Source organism: Arthrobacter sp. BI5, assembly GCF_056680065.1.
This window is the reverse complement of sequence record NZ_CM155264.1, coordinates 3,183,318-3,202,926: the sequence shown is the minus strand read 5'-3', so window position 1 is coordinate 3,202,926 and position 19,609 is coordinate 3,183,318. Positions and strand designations below refer to the sequence as shown.

At 68.0% G+C, this 19,609-nt stretch carries 16 protein-coding genes; 13 read left to right on the top strand and 3 right to left on the bottom strand.

Going from position 1 to position 19,609, the window contains the following annotated elements:
- Window positions 1-67 precede the first annotated feature (67 nt).
- A complete protein-coding gene (locus AC1MED_RS14755; protein WP_346957691.1) occupies window positions 68-604 on the top strand; it encodes a hypothetical protein in 537 nt (178 codons plus the stop codon).
- A 101-nt stretch (window positions 605-705) separates the two neighbouring features.
- Here AC1MED_RS14755 and AC1MED_RS14750 read toward each other — a convergent pair whose 3' ends face one another.
- Window positions 706-2,148 (bottom strand): PucR family transcriptional regulator, encoded by a 1,443-nt coding sequence (locus AC1MED_RS14750; RefSeq protein ID WP_346957690.1) that lies wholly within the window; start codon window positions 2,146-2,148, stop codon window positions 706-708.
- Between the two features lie 159 nt (window positions 2,149-2,307).
- Here AC1MED_RS14750 and AC1MED_RS14745 point away from each other — a divergent pair, with 159 nt between their 5' ends.
- Together AC1MED_RS14745 and gabT are read left to right on the top strand one after the other, a co-directional pair.
- Window positions 2,308-3,738: a gamma-aminobutyraldehyde dehydrogenase gene (locus tag AC1MED_RS14745; protein ID WP_346957689.1), complete on the top strand. Its 1,431-nt coding sequence runs from the start codon at window positions 2,308-2,310 to the stop codon at window positions 3,736-3,738.
- 95 nt (window positions 3,739-3,833) lie between these two features.
- The gene (gabT, locus tag AC1MED_RS14740; RefSeq protein ID WP_479783962.1) at window positions 3,834-5,189 is read left to right on the top strand and encodes a 4-aminobutyrate--2-oxoglutarate transaminase; all 1,356 of its coding nucleotides are present in this window, start codon (window positions 3,834-3,836) and stop codon (window positions 5,187-5,189) included.
- Window positions 5,190-5,332: 143 nt separating this feature from the next.
- On the opposite strand, the gene AC1MED_RS14735 is transcribed toward gabT, so the two are convergent.
- Window positions 5,333-6,169 (bottom strand): AMIN-like domain-containing (lipo)protein, encoded by an 837-nt coding sequence (locus AC1MED_RS14735; protein WP_479783960.1) that lies wholly within the window; start codon window positions 6,167-6,169, stop codon window positions 5,333-5,335.
- A 189-nt stretch (window positions 6,170-6,358) separates the two neighbouring features.
- On the opposite strand from AC1MED_RS14735, the gene AC1MED_RS14730 reads away from it, so the two are divergent.
- Complete coding sequence (locus tag AC1MED_RS14730; RefSeq protein WP_479783959.1) at window positions 6,359-7,231, top strand: universal stress protein; 873 nt, start codon at window positions 6,359-6,361, stop codon at window positions 7,229-7,231.
- Between the two features lie 145 nt (window positions 7,232-7,376).
- Here the strand turns inward: AC1MED_RS14730 and rarD are convergent, their stop codons facing one another.
- A complete protein-coding gene (rarD, locus tag AC1MED_RS14725) occupies window positions 7,377-8,447 on the bottom strand; it encodes an EamA family transporter RarD (RefSeq protein ID WP_479786699.1) in 1,071 nt (356 codons plus the stop codon).
- A 207-nt stretch (window positions 8,448-8,654) separates the two neighbouring features.
- Here rarD and AC1MED_RS14720 point away from each other — a divergent pair, with 207 nt between their 5' ends.
- The 9 genes from AC1MED_RS14720 (at window position 8,655) to AC1MED_RS14680 (ending at window position 19,439) form a co-directional block, all read left to right on the top strand.
- Window positions 8,655-10,103, top strand: coding sequence for an FAD-dependent oxidoreductase (locus AC1MED_RS14720; RefSeq protein ID WP_479783957.1), 1,449 nt, complete (start codon window positions 8,655-8,657; stop codon window positions 10,101-10,103).
- 112 nt (window positions 10,104-10,215) lie between these two features.
- Window positions 10,216-11,652 (top strand): GAF domain-containing protein, encoded by a 1,437-nt coding sequence (locus AC1MED_RS14715; protein ID WP_479783955.1) that lies wholly within the window; start codon window positions 10,216-10,218, stop codon window positions 11,650-11,652.
- A gap of 165 nt (window positions 11,653-11,817) precedes the next feature.
- A complete protein-coding gene (gene exaC, locus AC1MED_RS14710; RefSeq protein WP_346957682.1) occupies window positions 11,818-13,341 on the top strand; it encodes an acetaldehyde dehydrogenase ExaC in 1,524 nt (507 codons plus the stop codon).
- Between the two features lie 113 nt (window positions 13,342-13,454).
- On the top strand, window positions 13,455-13,862 hold the full coding sequence (locus AC1MED_RS14705; RefSeq protein WP_479783953.1) for a DUF779 domain-containing protein: 408 nt from the start codon (window positions 13,455-13,457) through the stop codon (window positions 13,860-13,862).
- A gap of 209 nt (window positions 13,863-14,071) precedes the next feature.
- Window positions 14,072-15,646, top strand: a complete 1,575-nt coding sequence (locus AC1MED_RS14700; protein ID WP_479783951.1) for an amino acid permease — start codon at window positions 14,072-14,074, stop codon at window positions 15,644-15,646.
- Window positions 15,647-15,924: 278 nt separating this feature from the next.
- On the top strand, window positions 15,925-16,911 hold the full coding sequence (locus tag AC1MED_RS14695; RefSeq protein WP_479783949.1) for an ABC transporter substrate-binding protein: 987 nt from the start codon (window positions 15,925-15,927) through the stop codon (window positions 16,909-16,911).
- Between the two features lie 5 nt (window positions 16,912-16,916).
- Window positions 16,917-17,768, top strand: a complete 852-nt coding sequence (locus AC1MED_RS14690; RefSeq protein WP_479783947.1) for an ABC transporter permease — start codon at window positions 16,917-16,919, stop codon at window positions 17,766-17,768.
- Complete coding sequence (locus tag AC1MED_RS14685; protein ID WP_346957678.1) at window positions 17,765-18,538, top strand: ABC transporter permease; 774 nt, start codon at window positions 17,765-17,767, stop codon at window positions 18,536-18,538. Before AC1MED_RS14690 ends, AC1MED_RS14685 begins: the two co-directional genes overlap by 4 nt.
- On the top strand, window positions 18,528-19,439 hold the full coding sequence (locus AC1MED_RS14680; protein WP_479783946.1) for an ABC transporter ATP-binding protein: 912 nt from the start codon (window positions 18,528-18,530) through the stop codon (window positions 19,437-19,439). Before AC1MED_RS14685 ends, AC1MED_RS14680 begins: the two co-directional genes overlap by 11 nt.
- The last annotated feature ends 170 nt before the right edge of the window (window positions 19,440-19,609 follow it).

Genomic DNA, 19,609 nt, shown 5'->3' with positions numbered 1-19,609 from the left:
ATGTCAGGGGTGCGGTCCCTGGGGCCGCGCCGCTCCGGATTCGATTTCACACGATAGGAAGCTCACCATGGCAGGTAATCTTGTTGCCCGATCCATCCACGACCTGACCGCCGGCGCGTGGTTCGGCGGTTCGCTGATGGGCGCCATCGGGCTGAACGGCGCGACGGCGGAGGCCAAGGACCCGGCCGAGCGGACCCGCCTGTCCAGCCTCGGCTGGAAGAAGTGGGCCCCATACCAGACCGCGGCCTTCGGTGCGCACTTCCTCTCCGGCCTCGCCATCATGTGGGAAAACAAGGGCCGGATGGCCAAGCAGGACGGTGTCACCCAGTTGAGCATCTACAAGTCCGTCGTCACCCTGGCCGGCGCCGCGGTGACCCTGTACGCCGGTCTGCAGGGTGCGAAGGTGGACAAGCTCGCCGCCGAGGGTGCCGAAGGCGCCACCGAGCCCAAGCCGGGCGCCTCCGAGGAACTCCGCTCCGCCCAGCAGCAGCTGAAGATCCTGCAGTGGGCCATCCCGGTCTTCGCCGGCTCGGTGATCGTCCTGGGCGCCAAGCACGGCGAAATGCAGCGGCCGAAGAACGTCTTCAAGGGCCTCTCCCGCTAGACGCCGCTGGTTCCACTCCGACGCGGGGTCAGAACGCTCCCACGGCAATTGCCGGATGGGCGCGGTCTGACCCCGCGTTGTTGGTGGCGGGGACGCGTGCGTCAGCGCGGGTGGCGGGCGCTGAGCCGCTGCACAGCCAGCGCCAGCCAGAGCTGCACCCGGTCCGCGGTCTGGGCCGGGTCGTAGCCGGTCAGTTCGGTGATCTGCGCCAGCCGGTACCGGACCGTGTTGCGGTGCAGGGTGAGCTCCTCCGCGACGGCCGCGACCGAGCCGTTGTTGCTCAGGTAGCTCTCCAGCGTGGTCATCAGTTCGGCGCCGTGGGCCGCGTCGAAGTGGCGGAGCGGATTCAGCGACTCGTTCGCCATGTCCGCCAGCGGAACGTCCTCGCTGGCCAGCAGCAGCGAGGTTAGGCTCAGCCGCTCCGGCTCGTTGACCGGCAGGCCGTGGCTTGCCGCGTCGCGGGCCTCGAAGTAGCTCCAACGCAGACCGTTGGGCTTGGTATAGGCCCCGCCGATGCCGATCGTGGCATGGATTCCGGCCTCGGCGAGGTGGTCGCTGAGGCTCCTGGCCAGTGCGCCGGCGCCGGTACCGTCGTCGTGGACCAGCACCACCAGGTCCTTGCCGACGACGGCGGTCACCGCCGCCGCCAGCGGCCGCGGCAGCGAGGAGCTCCCCAGCTGCTTGGCGTGGGCCGCCGATTCCGCCAGCAGCACCACGTTCTTGCGGGTGCTGTTGACACCGATGCCGGCGAGCCGCCGAGTGGCTTCGGTGGCCTCGAGCGTCCCGTGGATGACGTCCTCGAGCACCTGCCCGGCCAGGGCGCGCTGCGACTGGCGCTGCTTGACCATGTTGTTGAGTTCAACGCTGATCAGGTTCTGCGCGTAGCCGACGATTCCCGAGTCCTCGAACGGGTGCCGGACCCAGAGCGTGCAGGCGTCGCGGCGGCCGGTGGGAATCGGGTACGAGGCCCAGCCGTCCGCGGTGGGGGAGGGGCTGCCCGCGGCGCTGTTGTACAGCTGCGCCGTGAACTGCGTCAGGACGATGTCGGTGCGCAGCATGGAGCCCAGGTGCTTGAGGAGTTCAGCGAGTCCGCCGCCGGTCAGCAGGGCGCGGGCCAGGACCTGGTGCCCGGCAATCAGCCGCTCCAGCTTGGCGTAGTGGTCCGCGGACTGGGCATCGGCCACCAGCTTGCCGATCGCGATGAAGGGTGTCTCGTAGGGCACTTCCACCACCGGCAGGCCCCACCGGTTGGCCTCGGCGATCAGCGCCGGCGGCACCGCCTCGTGCGTCAGGCCGATCCCGAAGCCGATTCCCACGGCGCCGGCCCGCTGGACCTGGCGGACGAAGCGTCGCTGCTCGGGCGCGGATTTGAGCCGCATCCCGGTGGTGAGGACCAGTTCCCCGCCGTTAAGGAAGCGCTGCGGGTCCTCCTGTTCGGTCACCGCGACCCAGTGGATGTCCTGGTGCCAGGTTGTTTCCGCGAGGCCGGATTTCGTCAGCTTCAGGGACGGGACCCCCAGCAGCGCCGCGAGTGAAATTGCCATGGAATCAGGATAGCCGGGTGCTGGTCAACCGCACTAAAGCCCCGTGGCTTCGGTGTGCAGCTGCCTATTCCCCGGCTTGCGTGCCTGGCATAGGCTCGGAGCAGTCGCAGATCCCTCCTACCTGTCTTCCCCAGGCCAGCACGAAAGAGGTTGTACACCGTGGTTCAAACCTTGCAGAACTTCATCAACGGCGAGTTCGTCACCCCCGCCGGCACCGCCATGCTGGACATCGTCAATCCCACCAACGGCGAGGTGGTGGCCAAGTCGCCGGTCTCGGTGCAGGCCGACGTCGACGCCGCCATGACCGCGGCGAAGAACGCCTTCGCCAGCTGGAAGCACGTCACCCCCGGCCAGCGCCAGCTCATGCTGCTCAAGCTCGCCGACGCCGTCGAGGCCAACAGCGACGAACTCGTCGAGGCGCAGCACCGCAACACCGGCCAGGTCCGCTCCCTGATCGCCGCCGAGGAAGTTGCCGCCGGCGCGGACCAGCTGCGGTTCTTCGCCGGCGCCGCCCGCCTCCTGGAAGGCAAGTCCGCCGGCGAATACCTCGAGGGCCACACCTCCTACGTGCGCCGCGAACCGATCGGCGTCGTCGCGCAGGTCGCCCCCTGGAACTACCCGTTCCTGATGGCGGTCTGGAAGATCGGCCCCGCCCTCGCGGCCGGCAACACCGTGGTCCTCAAGCCCTCCGACACCACGCCGGAATCCACCTTGGTCCTGGCCCGCCTCGCCGGCGAGATCCTCCCGGCCGGCGTGCTCAACGTCGTCCTCGGCACCGGCGAGACCGGCGCCCTGATGGTGGAGCACAAGGTCCCGGGCCTGGTCTCCATCACCGGCTCCGTCCGGGCCGGCATCGCCGTTGCCTCCGGCGCGGCCAAGGGCCTCAAGCGCGCGCACCTTGAGCTTGGCGGCAAGGCCCCCGCCATCGTGTTCAAGGACGCGGACATCAAGAAGAGCGCCGCCGCGATCGCCGAGTTCGCCTTCTTCAACGCCGGGCAGGACTGCACGGCAATTACCCGCGTCCTGGTCGAGGATTCCGTGCACGACGATGTCGTGGCCGCCATGGTGGAGCACACCAAGACCCTGCGCACGGGCTCGCAGAACGACGAGGACAACTACTTCGGCCCGCTGAACAACGTCAACCACTTCAACGCGGTCACCTCCGTTGTGGAGCACCTGCCGGCGAACTGCAAGATCGAGACCGGCGGCCACCGTGCGGGGGAGAAGGGCTTCTTCTTCGAGCCCACCATTGTCACCGGCGCCAAGCAGACCGATGACATTGTCCAGAAGGAAACGTTCGGCCCGGTCATCACGGTTCAGAAGTTCAGCACCGAGGCCGAGGCCATCGAGTTGGCCAACGACGTCGACTACGCCCTCGCCTCCAGCGTCTGGACCACGGACCACGGCACCGCCATGCGGGTCAGCCGCGACCTGGACTTCGGCGCCGTCTGGATCAACACGCACATCCTGCTCACCGCCGAGATGCCGCACGGCGGCTTCAAGCAGTCCGGCTACGGCAAGGACCTCTCGATGTACGGCGTCGAGGACTACACCCGCATCAAGCACGTCATGAGCGCGCTCGACGCATAACGCAGATGCATAACGCCGCCGCATAACGCAGCCGCCCCACTGCCCCCGCCAGACCCGGCCCCGCCGACCCTTCCACGCTTAGAAAGGCCTTCCCCATGACCACCACAGCAAACGACATCACGTACCGTCTGGAGCAGAAGCGCCGCGTCCAGGCCGACTTTCCGGGCCCCAAGTCCGTCGCCCTGACCGAACGCCGCAAGGCGGTCGTCGCGTCCGGCGTCGCCTCCAGCGTCCCGGTCTACGTCGCCGACGCCGACGGCGGCATCATCCAGGACGTCGACGGCAACTCCTTCATCGACCTGGGGTCCGGCATCGCCGTGACGAGCGTCGGCGCCTCTGACCCCGCCGTCGTCGGCGCCGTGAAGGAAGCCGCGGAGCACTTCACCCACACCTGCTTTATGGTCACTCCCTACGAGGGCTATGTCGCCGTCGCCGAGCAACTGAACCGGCTTACCCCGGGCGACCACGAGAAGCGCACCGTGCTGTTCAACTCCGGTGCCGAGGCCGTGGAGAACGCCGTCAAGGTGGCCCGCCTCGCCACCGGCCGGGACGCCGTCGTCGCTTTTGACCACGCCTACCACGGCCGGACCAACCTCACCATGGCGCTGACCGCCAAAGCCATGCCGTACAAGACCAACTTCGGCCCGTTCGCGCCCGAGGTGTACCGGATGCCGATGAGCTACCCGTACCGCGAGGAAACCCCGGAGATTACCGGCGCCGAGGCCGCCAAGCGTGCCATCACCATGATCGAGAAGCAGATCGGCGGCGAGTCGGTGGCCGCGATCATCATCGAACCCATCCAGGGCGAGGGCGGCTTTATCGTCCCGGCCGAAGGTTTCCTGCCGGCCCTGGCGGCCTGGGCCAAGGACAAGGGCATCGTCTTCATTGCCGACGAGGTCCAGTCCGGCTTCTGCCGCACCGGCGAATGGTTCGCCGTGAACCATGAGGGCGTGATCCCGGACATCGTCACTATGGCCAAGGGAATCGCCGGCGGCATGCCGCTCTCCGCCATCACCGGCCGCGCCGACCTGCTCGACGCCGTGCACCCGGGCGGCCTCGGCGGCACCTACGGCGGCAACCCGGTGGCCTGCGCCGCGGCACTGGCCGCTATCGGCTCGATGGAGCAGTACGACCTCAACGCCCGGGCCCGCCACATTGAGGAAGTCGCCCTGGGCAGGCTGCGCGAACTCGCCTCCGAGCTGTCCGTGGTCGGGGACATCCGCGGCCGTGGCGCCATGCTCGCGATCGAACTGGTCCAGGCCGGCTCGAAGGAACCGAACCCGGAGCTGACCAAGGCCGTTGCCGCCGCCTGCCTCAAGGAGGGCGTCATCATCCTCACCTGCGGCACCTACGGCAACGTGATCCGGCTGCTGCCGCCGCTGGTGATCAGCGACGAGCTCCTGCTGGACGGTCTCGAAGTCCTGGCCGCGGCGGTCCGCGCCAACGCCTGACCGGCAACGCCTGACCGCCAACGCCTGACCGGCGGGCCTGACCGGCGGGCCTGACCGGCGGGCCGGACAAGCCCCGCAGCAACGTGGACGAGCCGCGGACTGAAAAGTCCGCGGCTCGTCCACGTTGAGGGGTCTTTCGCCGCCTACTTCCAGGAGCTGGCGTCGAGCTGGATGGCCACTACATAGAGGTGCCGACCCTGCTCGATCTTCTCCACCTCGTAGACCCGCACCTTTGTCGGCGGCACCGTGGTGCCCGGGCGGCCGACGCCGATTCCGTAGCTGAGCACCCCTTCGAAGTCACCGGCCGGGGCGTAGCTGGTGAGCGCCCGGTAGCCGATCAAGGGTGCGGGGCTGCTCGTGATGGTGCTGGCCTTGCCGTCCGCTGTGTGCGCCTGCGCGCCGCGGAAAACCACTTTGACGATCGCCCCAGTCCCGGGCATCGGCACGGGCAGGCCGCTGCCGTCGGCGAGGAGCTCTGGCACGAAGGAGATGTCGTAGCTCGGGAAGGCCCCGTTGAACCGGAAGCTCAGCTGGTCATACGGCGGAGTGTCCGAGGGGTGCTGCCCGGCGCCGATCGTGGAGAGCGTGGGAAGCGGCTCGGCGGGCGGCGGAGCCAGCGGCACAGGGTTCCGGTGCGTGGTCGTGAAAGGTGCCGCGGCCGACGGCGAGGCCCAGTCATGCGTGATGGTCGAGGAGATCACGCGGTCGCCGTCCTTGGGGGCGGCGGTCTCGTCGGCGTCCGGCGGCGGCGTCGCGGAGGGCGTGGCGGAGCCGGTGGGTGACGCCGTCGCCGTCGTCGCGGAGGCCGTGGCCGTCGTCGTAGCGGAGGCTGTGGCCGATTCTGTGGCCGTCGCCGGGGCCGTGCTGCTGCCGGAGGGCTGCGGGGGGGAAGGGGTGCAGCCGCTCAGCGCGAGCAGGAGGGCCAACAAACCCAGCCCGGTCGTTTTAGCCGTCAACCCGTAGTTCCCGATCACGCTCATGGTGAGCTCCCCTCCACAACTTCAGCGTAGCCGCGGACGGTGGCGCGCCGCAGGGCCAAAAGTCACCCACTATTGGGCGCATCGCTGGGCTAGAGTCGTTCCTACCACTGCAGGAACGCAGACCGGCCGCCGTTGCCCGGAACCCCGGGCCAGGCTGGATTCTGCCCCAGACCCATAAGGGGTTCTTCGATGCGATACGTAGTTGGCTACACACCCAACGACCGCGGCGCCGACGCCGTCGCGCTGGCCTCGGCCATGGCCCGCGCCCAGGGCGCCCATCTGGACCTGGTCCATGTCGTGGACCGGCACACCCCCTACGTCGCGCTGAACCCGCAGGGAAACCGCGTCAGCGCCGCCGAGCAGTCCGTGCTCACGGCCGAGCGGCAGGGCCTTTCCGCGGTCCCGGAAGGGCTTGAGGCCAGGTTCCACGTGCGCCAGGCGGATTCCTTCGCCGCGGGCCTGATCGACGCCGCCAAGGAGTACCGCGCCGGCCTGATCGTGGTGGGCGCGGCGAGCAGCGGGCTGTTCAAGCGCCACACCGTCGGCAGCGTGGCCAACGCCCTGCTGCATGCCTCCCCGGTGCCGGTGGCGCTGGCCCCGCGCGGCTACCGCAACACCGAACCGATCAGCCGGCTGACGCTCGCCGTCGGGCAGCGCACCGGCGCGGAGGCCGCGATCGACGTCGCCATCGAATCGGCCGGGCGCCGCGGGGTGCCGCTGCGGCTGGTCTCCCTCGTGGAGCTCGACGTCGAGGGCGACGGCGGCGAGAACGTCAACGCCGCGCACGTCCACGCGAACACCGTGCTGAAGGCAGCGGCAGAGCGGCTCCCGGCAGGGCACTCGGTCAGTGTGGAAGTGGCGCACGGCCGCACCATCGAGGAAGCGATCGACGACCTCGAATGGGATGACCGGGAGATCATGATCGTCGGCTCGTCCCGGCTGGCGGAAAAGAACAAGCTCTTCATCGGCAGCACGGCCAACAAGGTGCTCCGCGCCCTGCCGGTCCCCATGGTCGTGGTGCCGCGCGACTACGTGCGCATCGACACCACCCCGGAGGACTAACCCCACCTGGGCGCGAGCGTACACTTGCGGCCCGCTCCCTGGGCGCGAACGTACACTTGCGGCCCCTTGTCGTGCGCCGACTGGGCCCCAAGTGTACGTTCGCGCGGTGTGACGGGGCCCTAAGTGTACGTTCGCGCCGGGCGGGCTAGGCGGCGGCGCGGGCCAGCCGGCGGGTGACGGAGTTCTTGTGCGCGGTTCGCAACATGTCCGCCGTGAGCAGGAGCAGGGCGAGCCAGACGACGCCGAAGCCCACCCAGCGCTCCGGGGTCATGGCCTCCTTGAACACCACCAGCGCCACGATGAACTGCAGCACCGGGGCGAAGTACTGCAGCAGCCCGATCGTCGTCATCGGCAGCCGCCGGGCGGACGCGCCGAAGAACAGCAGCGGGACGGCGGTGATGACGCCGGACGCTGCCAGCAGCCAGAAGTGCCCGGCACCGTTGCTGGTCAGGGTGGCGGCGCCGGTGAGGGCCAGTACGATCATGGTGGCCCCGGCGATGGGTGCCAGCACGATCGTCTCCACGGAGAGGCTGGTGATCGCGTCGGCCCGGGGACCCACGCGCTTCTTGACGAAGCCGTAGAGGCCAAAACTGAACGCCAGGGTCAGGGCGATCCACGGGAGCTTGCCATAGGAATACGTCAGCACACCCACGGCGACGAATCCGACTCCGACGGCGGCCCACTGCAGCGGCCGCAGTTTCTCCTTCAGGACAAATACGCCCAGCAACACCGACACGAGCGGATTGATGAAGTAGCCCAGGGATGTTTCGACCGCCTGGCCGGTGGTCACGCCGTAGGTGTAAGTCAGCCAGTTGACTGCGATCAGGCCGGCCGCGAGGGCGAGCGGGCCGATTACGGTGCGGTTCCGGAATGCGGCGCCGATCACCCGCCAGGAGCGGGTGACAGTGATCAGGAGGACGCAGAAGAGCAGGGACCAGACAACACGGTTGGCCACGATTTCGATGGCACCGGCCGGGTGCAGCACGAAGAAGTACAGCGGCAGCAGGCCCCACAGGCCGTAGGCGCCGATGCCGAACAGGATCCCCGCCGTCGTGTCCTTGTCCACTGCCTTCAGTCCCGGTGCCCCGCCGGGTGCGGGGGCGGCGGCGGCCCCGGGTGCGGGGGCTGCGGGGGCCCCGGGTGCGGGCGCCGCGGCCCCCGGGGGAGTCAGGGCAGCGGGGGCAGGGGTTCCGTCGGAGATAGGCACAAGACCAATAACACCACCCCCGGTGCCCCTATTCCTGCCGGGGACCTTGGTGGTGCGGCCCGGACGCAGTATTTTCCCCAGGGTTCCCCCACGACAGCGTTTCCCCCAGCAGTGTTTTCCCTCACCGGGCGGCACATGCCACCGCGGGGACATTTAGAATGGGGGACTGTGCGCTGTATCTTCCGGCGCCCCCGCCAAGACTCAGAAGGGCTTCCGGTGTCCAACTCGGCCGCAACTCCGTCCAAACGTCCCCTCCGCGTTGCGATCGTCGGCGCCGGACCGGCCGGTGTCTACGCCGCGGACATCCTGACCAAATCCAACGAGGTCAAGGGCGGCGACTTCGAGGTCAGCATCGACCTGTTTGAGGCTTACCCGGCACCCTACGGCCTGATCCGCTACGGCGTCGCCCCGGACCACCCGCGCATCAAGGGCATCGTCAACGCCCTGCACAAGGTCCTGGACCGGGGCGACATCCGTTTCCTCGGCAACGTCAGCTACGGTCGGGACCTGACCCTGCACGACTTCCGCGCCTTCTACGACGCGGTGATCTTCTCCACCGGCGCCATCAAGGACGCTGACCTGGACATCCCCGGCGTCGAACTGGAGGGCTCGTTCGGCGGGGCGGACTTCGTCTCCTGGTACGACGGGCACCCGGACGTTCCCCGCGACTGGCCGCTGGACGCGAAGGAAATCGCCGTGATCGGCAACGGCAACGTCGCCCTGGACGTCGCCCGGATGCTGGTCAAGCACGCCGATGACCTGCTAGTCACGGAGATCCCGGACAACGTCTACCGGGCCCTGAAGGATTCCCCGGTCACGGACGTGCACGTCTTCGGCCGCCGCGGTCCGGCGCAGGTGAAGTTCACCCCGCTGGAGCTGCGCGAACTGAGCCACGCCAACGACGTGGACATCGTCCTGTACCCGGAGGACTTCGAGTTCGACGAGGCCTCCGACGAAGCCATCCGCACCAACAACCAGATCAAAACCATGGTGAACACCCTCGGAAACTGGCTCGTCGAGGAGCACGCCGAGGCCGAGCAGCCGTCCTCCCGTCGGCTGCACCTGCACTTCCTGCACAACCCGGTCGAAATCCTCGGAGAAGACACAGGCGACGCCGCGCACCCGGGCAAGGTGGCGGGCATCAAGTTCGAGCGCATGCGGCTGGACGGCACGGGCAACGTCAAAGGCACCGGGGAGTTCGTCGACTACCCGGTCCAGGCCGTCTACCGCGCCATCGGGTACCACGGCTCCCCGCTGGCCGAGCTGGAGTACGACGCCCGGCGCGGTGTCATCCCGAATGAGGGCGGCCGCGTGCTTGGCGCGGACGGCAAACCCGTGCCCGGCATCTACGCCACCGGCTGGATCAAGCGCGGCCCGGTCGGCCTGATCGGCCACACCAAGGGCGACGCGCTGGAGACCATCGGCTTCCTGCTGGAGGACCGCCTGACCCTCCCGCCGGCGCAGAACCCGGATCCGCAGGCGATCATCGACCTGCTGGACGAGCGCGGCGTCGAATACACCACCTGGGAAGGCTGGAACAAGCTGGATGCCCACGAACTGGCGCTCGGCGCCGCGTGGTCGGCCGCCCACCCGGACGACGGCGTGGTGCGCGAACGCATCAAGGTCGTGCCGCGGGACGAAATGATCCGGATTTCCCGGGACTGACCCGCCGCCGCGCTCTGGCGGCCGCTGCCGGGAGCCCACTAGACTGGGCCGGACGACGCTGCCTTGGGTATGCCGTCGCGCCCTGAAAAGGTGCCCGTCAGGTGGGAGTTCAATGAGGAATCCGGTCGAGCAGGCAGCCCCGCGCAGTTCCGGCCACGGCCACGGCTTCGGCCAGAGCCAGAGCCCGGAGCTGCGCCAGCAGCATGCCCGCGCGGGGCATGAGCAGCTGGACTCCCTTGGCCTGGCCGGGGCGCCACTGCCCGGGCTGCGCAGCCTGATCCGGGAATCCTGGCAGCGCTCCGCCGAGTTGCACGCCAACCCTGACAACCCCGAAGCCCCGCTGGCCATGGACCGCGAGGAACTCGAGGAATACCGCCGGCAGCACCCGCTGGCCGCGATCATGCCCGTGATCCACAAACTCCTGGTCCGGCCCAGCCACGACAGCGGCATGCTGGTGGCCGTTGGCGATGAGGTGGGCCGGTTGCTCTGGGTGGAGGGCGACCCCGCCATGCAGCGCCGCGCCGAAGGGATGATGTTCGTCCCCGGCGCCGATTGGTCCGAGGCCACCGTCGGCACCAGCGCGCCCGGCACCGCGCTGGCCCTGGGCCGCGGCATCCAGATCGCCGGCGCCGAACACTACAAACGCTCCGTTCATCCGTGGAGCTGCACAGCCGTGCCGTTCCACGACCCGGATTCCGGCGCCCTGCTGGGCGTCGTGGACATCACCGGGACCGAATCCGCCGTCGCGCCGCACACCCTGTCCCTGGTTGAGGCGACCGTCGCCGCCGCTCAGGCCCACCTGCGGGTGGAGCGGCTCCAGCTCGCCGCCGCCCGGCATGCGGCCCCGGTCCGACGTCGGACGCCCGCCGCCGCGTCCGGCGCCGCGTCGGGCACCGGCACGGGCACCGGCACAAAGGCCGCCGGGATGGGCACCCGGGCGCCCGGCAGCCTGTACCGCAACAGCCTGCAGCTGCTCGGCCGCGACCAGGCCGTGCTGAGTATCGACGGCCGCACCGTCACGTTGTCCGCCCGGCACAGCGAAATCCTTGCCCTGCTCAGCATGCATCCGGAAGGACTCAGCGCGGAGGAGCTGAGCGCCCTGCTCTACCCGCGCGATGGCTCCACCATGACCCTGCGGGCAGAGATGGTGCGGCTGCGCAAGGTCCTGCAGCAGCTCAACCCGGATGCCGTCCCGGAGTCCCGGCCCTACCGGCTCCCGGTGGACCTGGTGCCGGACTCCGGCCAGGTCCTCAGCTGCCTGCAGCGCGGCGCGCACCGGATCGCGCTGGAAATCTACCGCGGCGCGGTGCTGCCGCGTTCCGAGGCGCCCGGCATCGCCGAGCTGCGCAGCCGCGTCTCGGCCCTGCTGCGCGAGGCGGTGCTGACCGACGGCAGCGCCGAATCGCTGCTGAAGTACGCCGAGCTGCCGGAGGCACGGGACGACGTCGGGGTCCGCACCGCCGCGCTGAAGCTGCTGCCGCCGCGCTCGCCCAAGCGGGCCGCCGTCGTCGCGGACCTGGAGCGGCTCGACGCGGAGCTGAGCGCCTGAGCCAGCCGCCGCCCGCACCGCGGACGGTCCCACGCGAACCGGCGTGATCCGGCTCACATGGTTGCAACCTGCTCGCAACCTCCCCGCTCCTAGGCTGGTGCCAGCGGCGGCCGCAGTAATCCCGGCCGCTTCCGCCACCCATCTTGCACAGCAAAGGAGCTAGCAATGACTGTCTACGCACAGCCCGGTACCGAGGGCTCGAAGGTCACCTTCAAGGACCGCTACGAGAACTGGATCGGCGGCGAATGGGTTTCCCCGGTCAAGGGCCAGTACTTCGAAAACATCACCCCGGTAACGGGCAAGGCGTTCTGCGAGGTCGCCCGCGGCACCGCCGAGGACATCGAACTGGCCCTGGACGCCGCGCACAAGGTCGCCCCGTCCTGGGGCAAAACCTCGGTCGCCGAGCGGGCCGCCATCCTGAACAAGATCGCCGACCGGATCGACGAGAACACCGAGATGCTCGCCGTCGCCGAATCCTGGGACAACGGCAAGCCGATCCGCGAAACCCTCAACGCCGACATCCCGCTCGCCGCGGACCACTTCCGCTACTTCGCCTCCGCGGTCCGCGCCCAGGAGGGCCGGCTGTCCCAGCTCGACGACGACACCACCGCCTACCACTACCACGAGCCGCTCGGCGTCGTCGGCCAGATCATCCCGTGGAACTTCCCCATCCTGATGGCCGTCTGGAAGCTGGCCCCCGCGCTGGCCGCCGGCAACGCCGTCGTCCTCAAGCCGGCCGAGCAGACCCCGTCCTCGATCCTGGTGCTGATGGAACTCATCAGCGACCTGCTGCCCGCGGGTGTCATCAACGTCGTCAACGGCTTCGGCGTCGAGGCCGGAAAGCCGCTCGCCTCCAGCCCGCGGATCCGCAAGATCGCGTTCACCGGCGAAACCACCACCGGCCGCCTGATCAGCCAGTACGCATCCCAGAACCTGATCCCGGTCACCCTGGAACTGGGCGGCAAGAGCCCCAACATCTTCTTCAACGACGTCGCGGACACCAACGACGCGTTCTACGACAAGGCCCTTGAAGGCTTTACCCTGTTCGCGTTCAACCAAGGCGAAGTCTGCACCTGCCCGTCCCGCGCCCTGGTCCAGGACGGCATCTACGACTCGTTCATGGCCGACGCGCTGGCCCGGACCCAGAAGATCATTCAGGGCAACCCGCTGGACACCGATACCCAGCTCGGCGCCCAGGCCTCCAACGACCAGCTTGAGAAGATCCTGTCCTACATCGACATTGGGAAGCAGGAGGGCGCCAAGGCGCTCACCGGCGGTGCCCGCGCCGAGCTGTCCGGCGACCTCGCCGGCGGCTACTACGTCCAGCCCACCATCTTCGAGGGCCACAACAAGATGCGGATCTTCCAGGAGGAGATCTTCGGCCCGGTGGTCTCCGTGACCCGCTTCAGCGACTACAACGACGCCATGGGCATCGCCAACGACACCCTCTATGGCCTCGGCGCCGGCGTCTGGTCCCGCAACGGCAACGTCGCCTACCGCGCCGGCCGGGAGATCCAGGCGGGCCGTGTGTGGGTCAACAACTACCACGCCTACCCGGCCGGTGCCGCGTTCGGCGGGTACAAGTCCTCCGGCATCGGCCGCGAGAACCACGCCATGATGCTGGACCACTACCAGCAGACCAAGAACCTGCTGGTCAGCTACAACGAGAACAAGCTCGGCTTCTTCTAAGCCGACGACGGCGGGGCGGGCCGGGCTGGTCCGCCCCGCCGTTCCCCGCCTCGCCGTTCCGCGCCTCACCGTCCCGCGGTGACTTCAGTTCCCACCTACAGGAAGTAGCCCCGATGACCCAGACCAGGCTCGACGCCGCCGTGACGCTGGCTGGCGAGGACTTTTCCCGGGTGGCCCTCACCCCCGAGGCCGTCCAGCTGCTGCGCAAGCTCTGGCTCCAGCACGGCCCGCTGATGTTCCACCAGTCCGGCGGCTGCTGCGACGGATCCTCGCCCATGTGCTACCCGGCGGGGGAGTTCCTCACCGGCGACTCGGACGTGCTGCTGGGCCTGTTCGACATCTCGGACGGCGTGCAGCCCCAGCCGCTGGAGTTCTGGATGTCCAAGGAGCAGTTCAACTACTGGAGCCACACCCACCTGACGGTCGACGTCGTGCCCGGCCGCGGCAGCGGTTTCTCGGTCGAGGCGCCCGAGGGTAAGCGCTTCCTCATCCGCTCGACGCTGATGGACTGGCCCGCCTGAACTGGCCCGCCTGAACCTCTGAGCGCGAACGCCTGAGCGCTGAAACACTGAACGCGAACGTACACTTGCGGCCCTTCCGAAGACGGCCCCAAGTGTACGTTCGCGCTTTCCTGTGTCTCAGAATGTGGGATTAAAGCGGCCGTCCAGTGGATGGACACTACTATTAATAGGTCTGTTTCCAACCAGCTACCGAGATTTTGGACTTTCCTATGAACCTTTTCCGGACCAAATCCATCGAGCAGTCGATCGCCGACGCCGATGAGCCCGGACGCAAGCTGAAACGCTCGCTCAGCACCTGGGACCTGATGATCATGGGCGTCGCCGTTGCCGTCGGCGCCGGAATCTTCTCGGTCGGGGCCAAGGCTGCCGCCAACTTTGCCGGCCCTGCCGTGACCATCTCCTTCGCGATCGCCGCAGTCACCTGCGCCCTGGCGATCATGTGCTACGCCGAGTTCGCCACTGCGATCCCCGTGGCCGGCTCCGCCTACGTGTTCACCTACGCCACCATGGGCGAGGTGCTCGCCTGGATCATCGGCTGGAACCTCATCCTCGAGCTCTTTACCGCCGCGGCCGTGATTGCCAAGTACTGGGGCATCTACCTCAGCAAGGTGTTCGCGCTGATGGGCCTGGACGTCCCGCCGTCGATCTCCGTGGCCGGCGTCGACCTCTTTTGGGGCGCCTTCCTGATCGTCGCCGTGTTCACCGTCCTGCTGGTCCTGGGGACCAAGCTGTCCGCCCGCGTCGGCAACGTCTTCACCCTGATCAAAATCGCCGTCGTGCTCTTCGTGATCGTGGTCGGCTTCAGCTACGTGAAGTTCGAGAACTATGCCCCGTTCGTCCCGGCCTCCGAGCCCACCGGCGGCACCGGCGCCACGGACGTGCTCAAGCAGTCCTTCTTCGGCTTCCTCACCGGCGCGGCCCCGGCCCAGTACGGCACGCTGGGCATCTTCGCCGGCGCTGCCCTCGTCTTCTTCGCCTTCATCGGCTTCGACGTCGTCGCCACCTCCGCTGAAGAGGTCAAGAACCCGCAGAAGACGCTGCCGCGCGGCATCTTCGGCGGTCTCGCGATCGTCACCGTGCTCTACATCCTCGTATCGCTCGCGCTGACCGGCATGGTGTCCTACACCAAGCTCGCCGAGGCGAAGAACCCGACGCTGACCACCGCGTTCGAAGCCGTGGGCAACACCGACGCCGCCAAGGTCATCGCCTTCGGCTCGCTCGTGGGCCTCACCACCGTGATTATGGTGCTGCTGATGGGCCTCTCCCGCGTGGTGCTGGCCATGAGCCGCGACGGCCTGCTGCCGCGCTCGCTGTCCAAGACCTCCACCATCCGGGCGACGCCGGCACGCCTGCAGATCATCTGCGGCACCGCCGTGGCGGTCGTGGCCGGACTGACCAACGTGGACCTGCTCGAGGAAATGATCAACATCGGCACGCTCTCGGCGTTCGTGATGGTCAGCCTGGGCATCCTGGTGCTGCGCCGCAAGCGCCCGGACCTCAAGCCGGCCTTCCGCGTTCCGTTCGGGAAGGTCCTCCCGGTCGTGTCGGCCGTCCTGTGCCTGTACCTGATGACGAACCTGGCGGTGGAAACCTGGATCTTCTTCGCCATCTGGCTGGTCATCGGCATCGCGATCTACTTCGCCTACGGGCAGCGCCACTCCCGGCTGAATGAGAAGTTCGCCGATGCACGGGCCGCCGTCAACGGCCCCGCCGCCGGGCCGGATACGCAGCCGTCCGCCCAGCCCGCCGCCGTCGAGGACAAGGACGCAGTCACGCGCTCCTAGCCCACCCCCCGAACCCCAACGCGGGGCCACTAATGGTCCGTCCGGCCTGCCCGGACCGGCCGTAAGTGGCCCCGCGTTGCTGTGTTCGCGGCATCGTTGCGGCCGATTTCCCTGAGAGTGCTCAGGACCTCGGATATCACTTATCCGTAACAATGGTCTCCATGTGGCCGGCATCACAGTATGGTGGAGATAGTCGTGATTTTGAACGCTTGTTCGAGGAGCGAACACTAGGCGGGGGGCTTGTCATTCCCGCGGCCAATGCGCACATAGGAGTGAACATGAAACGTCGTATTATCAGCGTGCTGGCGGCCGCATCGGTCCTTGCACTGTCGGCCTGCGGCAGCGGATCGCCGAGTTCCACCGGCGGGGGCAGCGCATCCGGCGGCGCCACGGGCGGCGGGGACCTTACCAAGGTCAGCGTCGGCGTGATCCCGATCGTGGACTGCGCCCCCATCTATCTGGGCAGCAAGCAGGGCTTCTTCAAGGATGAAGGAATCCAGCTGGATATCCAGACCGCCACCGGGGGCGCGGCGATCGTCCCCGGCGTGGTGAGCGGCAGCTTCGACTTCGCCTTCTCCAACCTGATCTCGGTCATGGTGGCGAAGGACAGGGGCCTTGACCTGAAATTCGTGGCCAACGGCGCCTCGACCACGGGCGAGAAGGGCAAGGACATTGGCGGCGTCGTCGTCCCGGCCGGCTCCAGCATCCAGTCCCCGAAGGACCTCGCGGGCAAGACCGTGTCGGTGAACAACCTCTCCAACATCGGCGACACGACCATCCAGTCGGTCGTCGAAAAGGCCGGCGGCGACCCCGCAAGCGTGAAGTTCGTGGAGGTGGCCTTCCCGGACGCCCCCGCCGCGCTGACCAACAAGCAGGTGGACGCGGCCTGGATCCTGGAACCCTTCCTGTCCAAGGCCGTCGCCGAGGGCGGCAAGATCATTTCCTCCAACTTTGTGGACATGAGCCCGGAGCTGGACATCGCCGGCTACTTCACCAAGGCGGACACCATCAAGGACAAGGCGGAGCTTACCCAGAAGTTCACCCGGGCCATGAACAAGTCCCTCGAATACGCCCAGGCCCACCCGCAGGAAGTCCGCGACATCGTGGGCACCTACACCAAGATTGACGAAGCCACCCGGGCCAATATGATCCTGCCCCGCTACCGGGTGGAGTTCAACAAGGACGCGTTCAAGACCCTCGGCGACGCCGCCGCCAAGTACGGGACGCTGTCCAAGGCTCCGAACGCAGGCGACCTCCTCCCGTGAGTTCCGTGAGTTCCGTCAGTTCCGACGGCGTGGTGTCCGGCGGTGCCGTCCCCGGCGGGGGACGGGGCCGCCGGTCCGGCCGCAAGCTTCCCGTGAAGCAGTTGCTCGGCGTGGTCGGGATTCTTGGGTTCCTGGCCACCTGGGAACTCATTCCCCGGCTGGGCATCATCGACGAGCGCTACCTCCCGCCGGCCAGCGAAGTCATCGCCGCGCTGGCCCTCGACTTTAGCCTGACCGCGTTCTGGGTGTCGGTCGGTGAAACCATGATGGCCTGGTTCCTGGGCCTGGTCATCGCGGTTGCCCTCGCCGTGCTGCTGGGTTTCATCATCGGCTCCAGCAGCTTCCTGCGGAAGGCAACCAACTCCACCGTGGAGTTCCTGCGCCCTATTCCGTCCGTGGCCCTCATCCCGCTGGCGGTGCTGCTCTTCGGCGTGAAGATCGAGTCGTCGCTCATGCTGATCACGTATGCCGCCTTCTGGCAGGTCCTCATCCAGGTCCTGTACGGGGTGGCCGACGTCGACATGGTCGCCAGCAACACCGCCAGGACCTATGGGCTGGGGTGGATGGCGCGGATCCGCTATGTCGTGTTCCCCACCGCGCTGCCCTACCTGATGACCGGTGTGCGGCTGGCTGCCACGGTGGCGCTGGTCCTAGCCATCACGGCGGAACTCGTGATCGGCTCGCCGGGGCTGGGCCGTGAGATCGCCCTCGCGCAATCCGGCGGCGCCATCTCCGGCATGTACGCCCTGGTGCTCGCCACCGGCCTGATTGGTGTGCTGATCAACGTCCTGATGCGGTTCATCGAAAAGAAGACTCTGTCCTGGCATTCCTCTGTCCGTTCCGAGGTGATCGTATGAAAGCACTGAAAACGGCGGCCTACGTGCTCGCGCTGCCGGTACTACTGGTCCTGGCCTGGTGGGTCTCGACCCTCGGAACGGTCAATTTCTTCGTCCCCACCCCGGCCGCCTTGGTCAACAAGTTCGGCGAGGTCTGGTTCGGTCCGCGCTTCTTCTCGGATGTGCTGCCCAGCGTCGCCCGGCTCCTGATCGGCGTCGTCGCGGCGATCGTGATCGGCGTCGTGGGCGGGGTGCTGATCGGCTCGGTCACATGGCTCCGCGCGTTGCTCGAACCCACGCTCGAATTCTTCCGCGCTATCCCGCCGCCCGTGCTGGTTCCGGTCCTGATCCTGCTGATGGGCATTACCGACTCCATGAAGATTGCGGTCATCATCTCCGGCTGTGTCTGGCCGGTGCTGCTGAACACCATTGAAGGCGTCCGTGCCGTGGACGGGGTCCTCTCGGATTCGGCCCACACCTACGGCATCGACGGCTGGGCCCGGGTGCGTTACCTGGTGCTGCCCTCGGCCAGCCCGCAGATCCTCGCCGGCGTCCGCCAGTCCCTGTCGCTCGGGTTGATCCTGATGGTCATTTCCGAAATGTTTGCCTCGTCTTCGGGGCTTGGCTTCACAATCGTCCAGTTCCAGCGCTCGTTCGCGATCCCGGAAATGTGGTCCGGCATTGTGGTGCTCGGCCTGCTGGGCGTGGCGATGTCGTTCATCTTCCAGTGGGCCGAGCGGAACATCCTGCGCTGGTACCACGGCCAGAAAGAGGTAGAAAATGCAGCCTGACCCCACCCCGGCCCCGTCCGGGAAGACCCTGCCGGAGGCGATGCTCTCCGTCCGCGGCCTGAAGAAGGTGTACCAGACCGACGGCGGCGACATCGAGGCGGTCCGCAACCTCACGTTCGATCTTCGGGCCGGCGAACTCGCCTGCCTCGTCGGACCCTCCGGCTCCGGCAAGACCACACTGCTGAAGTGCATCTCTGGCCTGATGGCGCCCACCGAGGGCGAAGTGCTGTTGGACGGCAAGCGGGTGTCCGGGCCGCCGAAGAAGATGGCCGTGGTGTTCCAGGAATACGGCCGGTCGCTGTTCCCCTGGATGCGGGTCCGGGACAACGTGGAGCTGCCGCTGAGGAACCAGGGCGTACCCAAGGCTGAGCGCGACCGGCTGGTCGACGAGGCCCTCGAGGCGGTGGGCCTGGCGCACGTGCCGCGCTCCTACCCCTGGCAGCTCTCCGGCGGCATGCAGCAGCGCGTGGCGATCGCCCGCGCGATCGCCTACCAGCCCGAGGTCCTGCTGATGGACGAACCGTTCGCGGCCGTGGACGCCCAGACCCGCGCGGACCTTGAAGACCTGATCCGGACGGTGTGGAAAAAGCTGGGCGTGACCGTGCTTTTCGTGACCCACGACATCGACGAGTCCGTCTACCTCGGCGAACGGGTCATCATCCTCTCCAGCTCCCCGACGGTGGTGCAGGAGGACATTGTGATCGACCTGCCGGCCGAGCGGGACCAGCTGAACACCCGTTCGCTGCCGCGCTTCACCGAGCTCCGCCACCACGTCTACGAGCAGATCCAGCTGGCCAAGAAGGGGCACCGGCCCGCGGCGGCCGGCACGCCGTCGTCGGCTCCCGCAGCAACGCCGACGCCGGCCAGCCCGACGGCGGCCTCCGGCACCGGCGGCGCCTAGCCGCCCGGCCGGCCGGGGACTTCCGCTACAGAACCCGATTTCCGCTACGGAAGCGGACCAGTGCACCCCGGAGCCGGGGTGCACCGGTCCGCAAGGGGCACGGGTGTCCGGAAGTGCCGCGGAAGTTTAGCCGCGGCGGCTGCCTGGAAAGGCTGCGGGTCCCTGCAAGG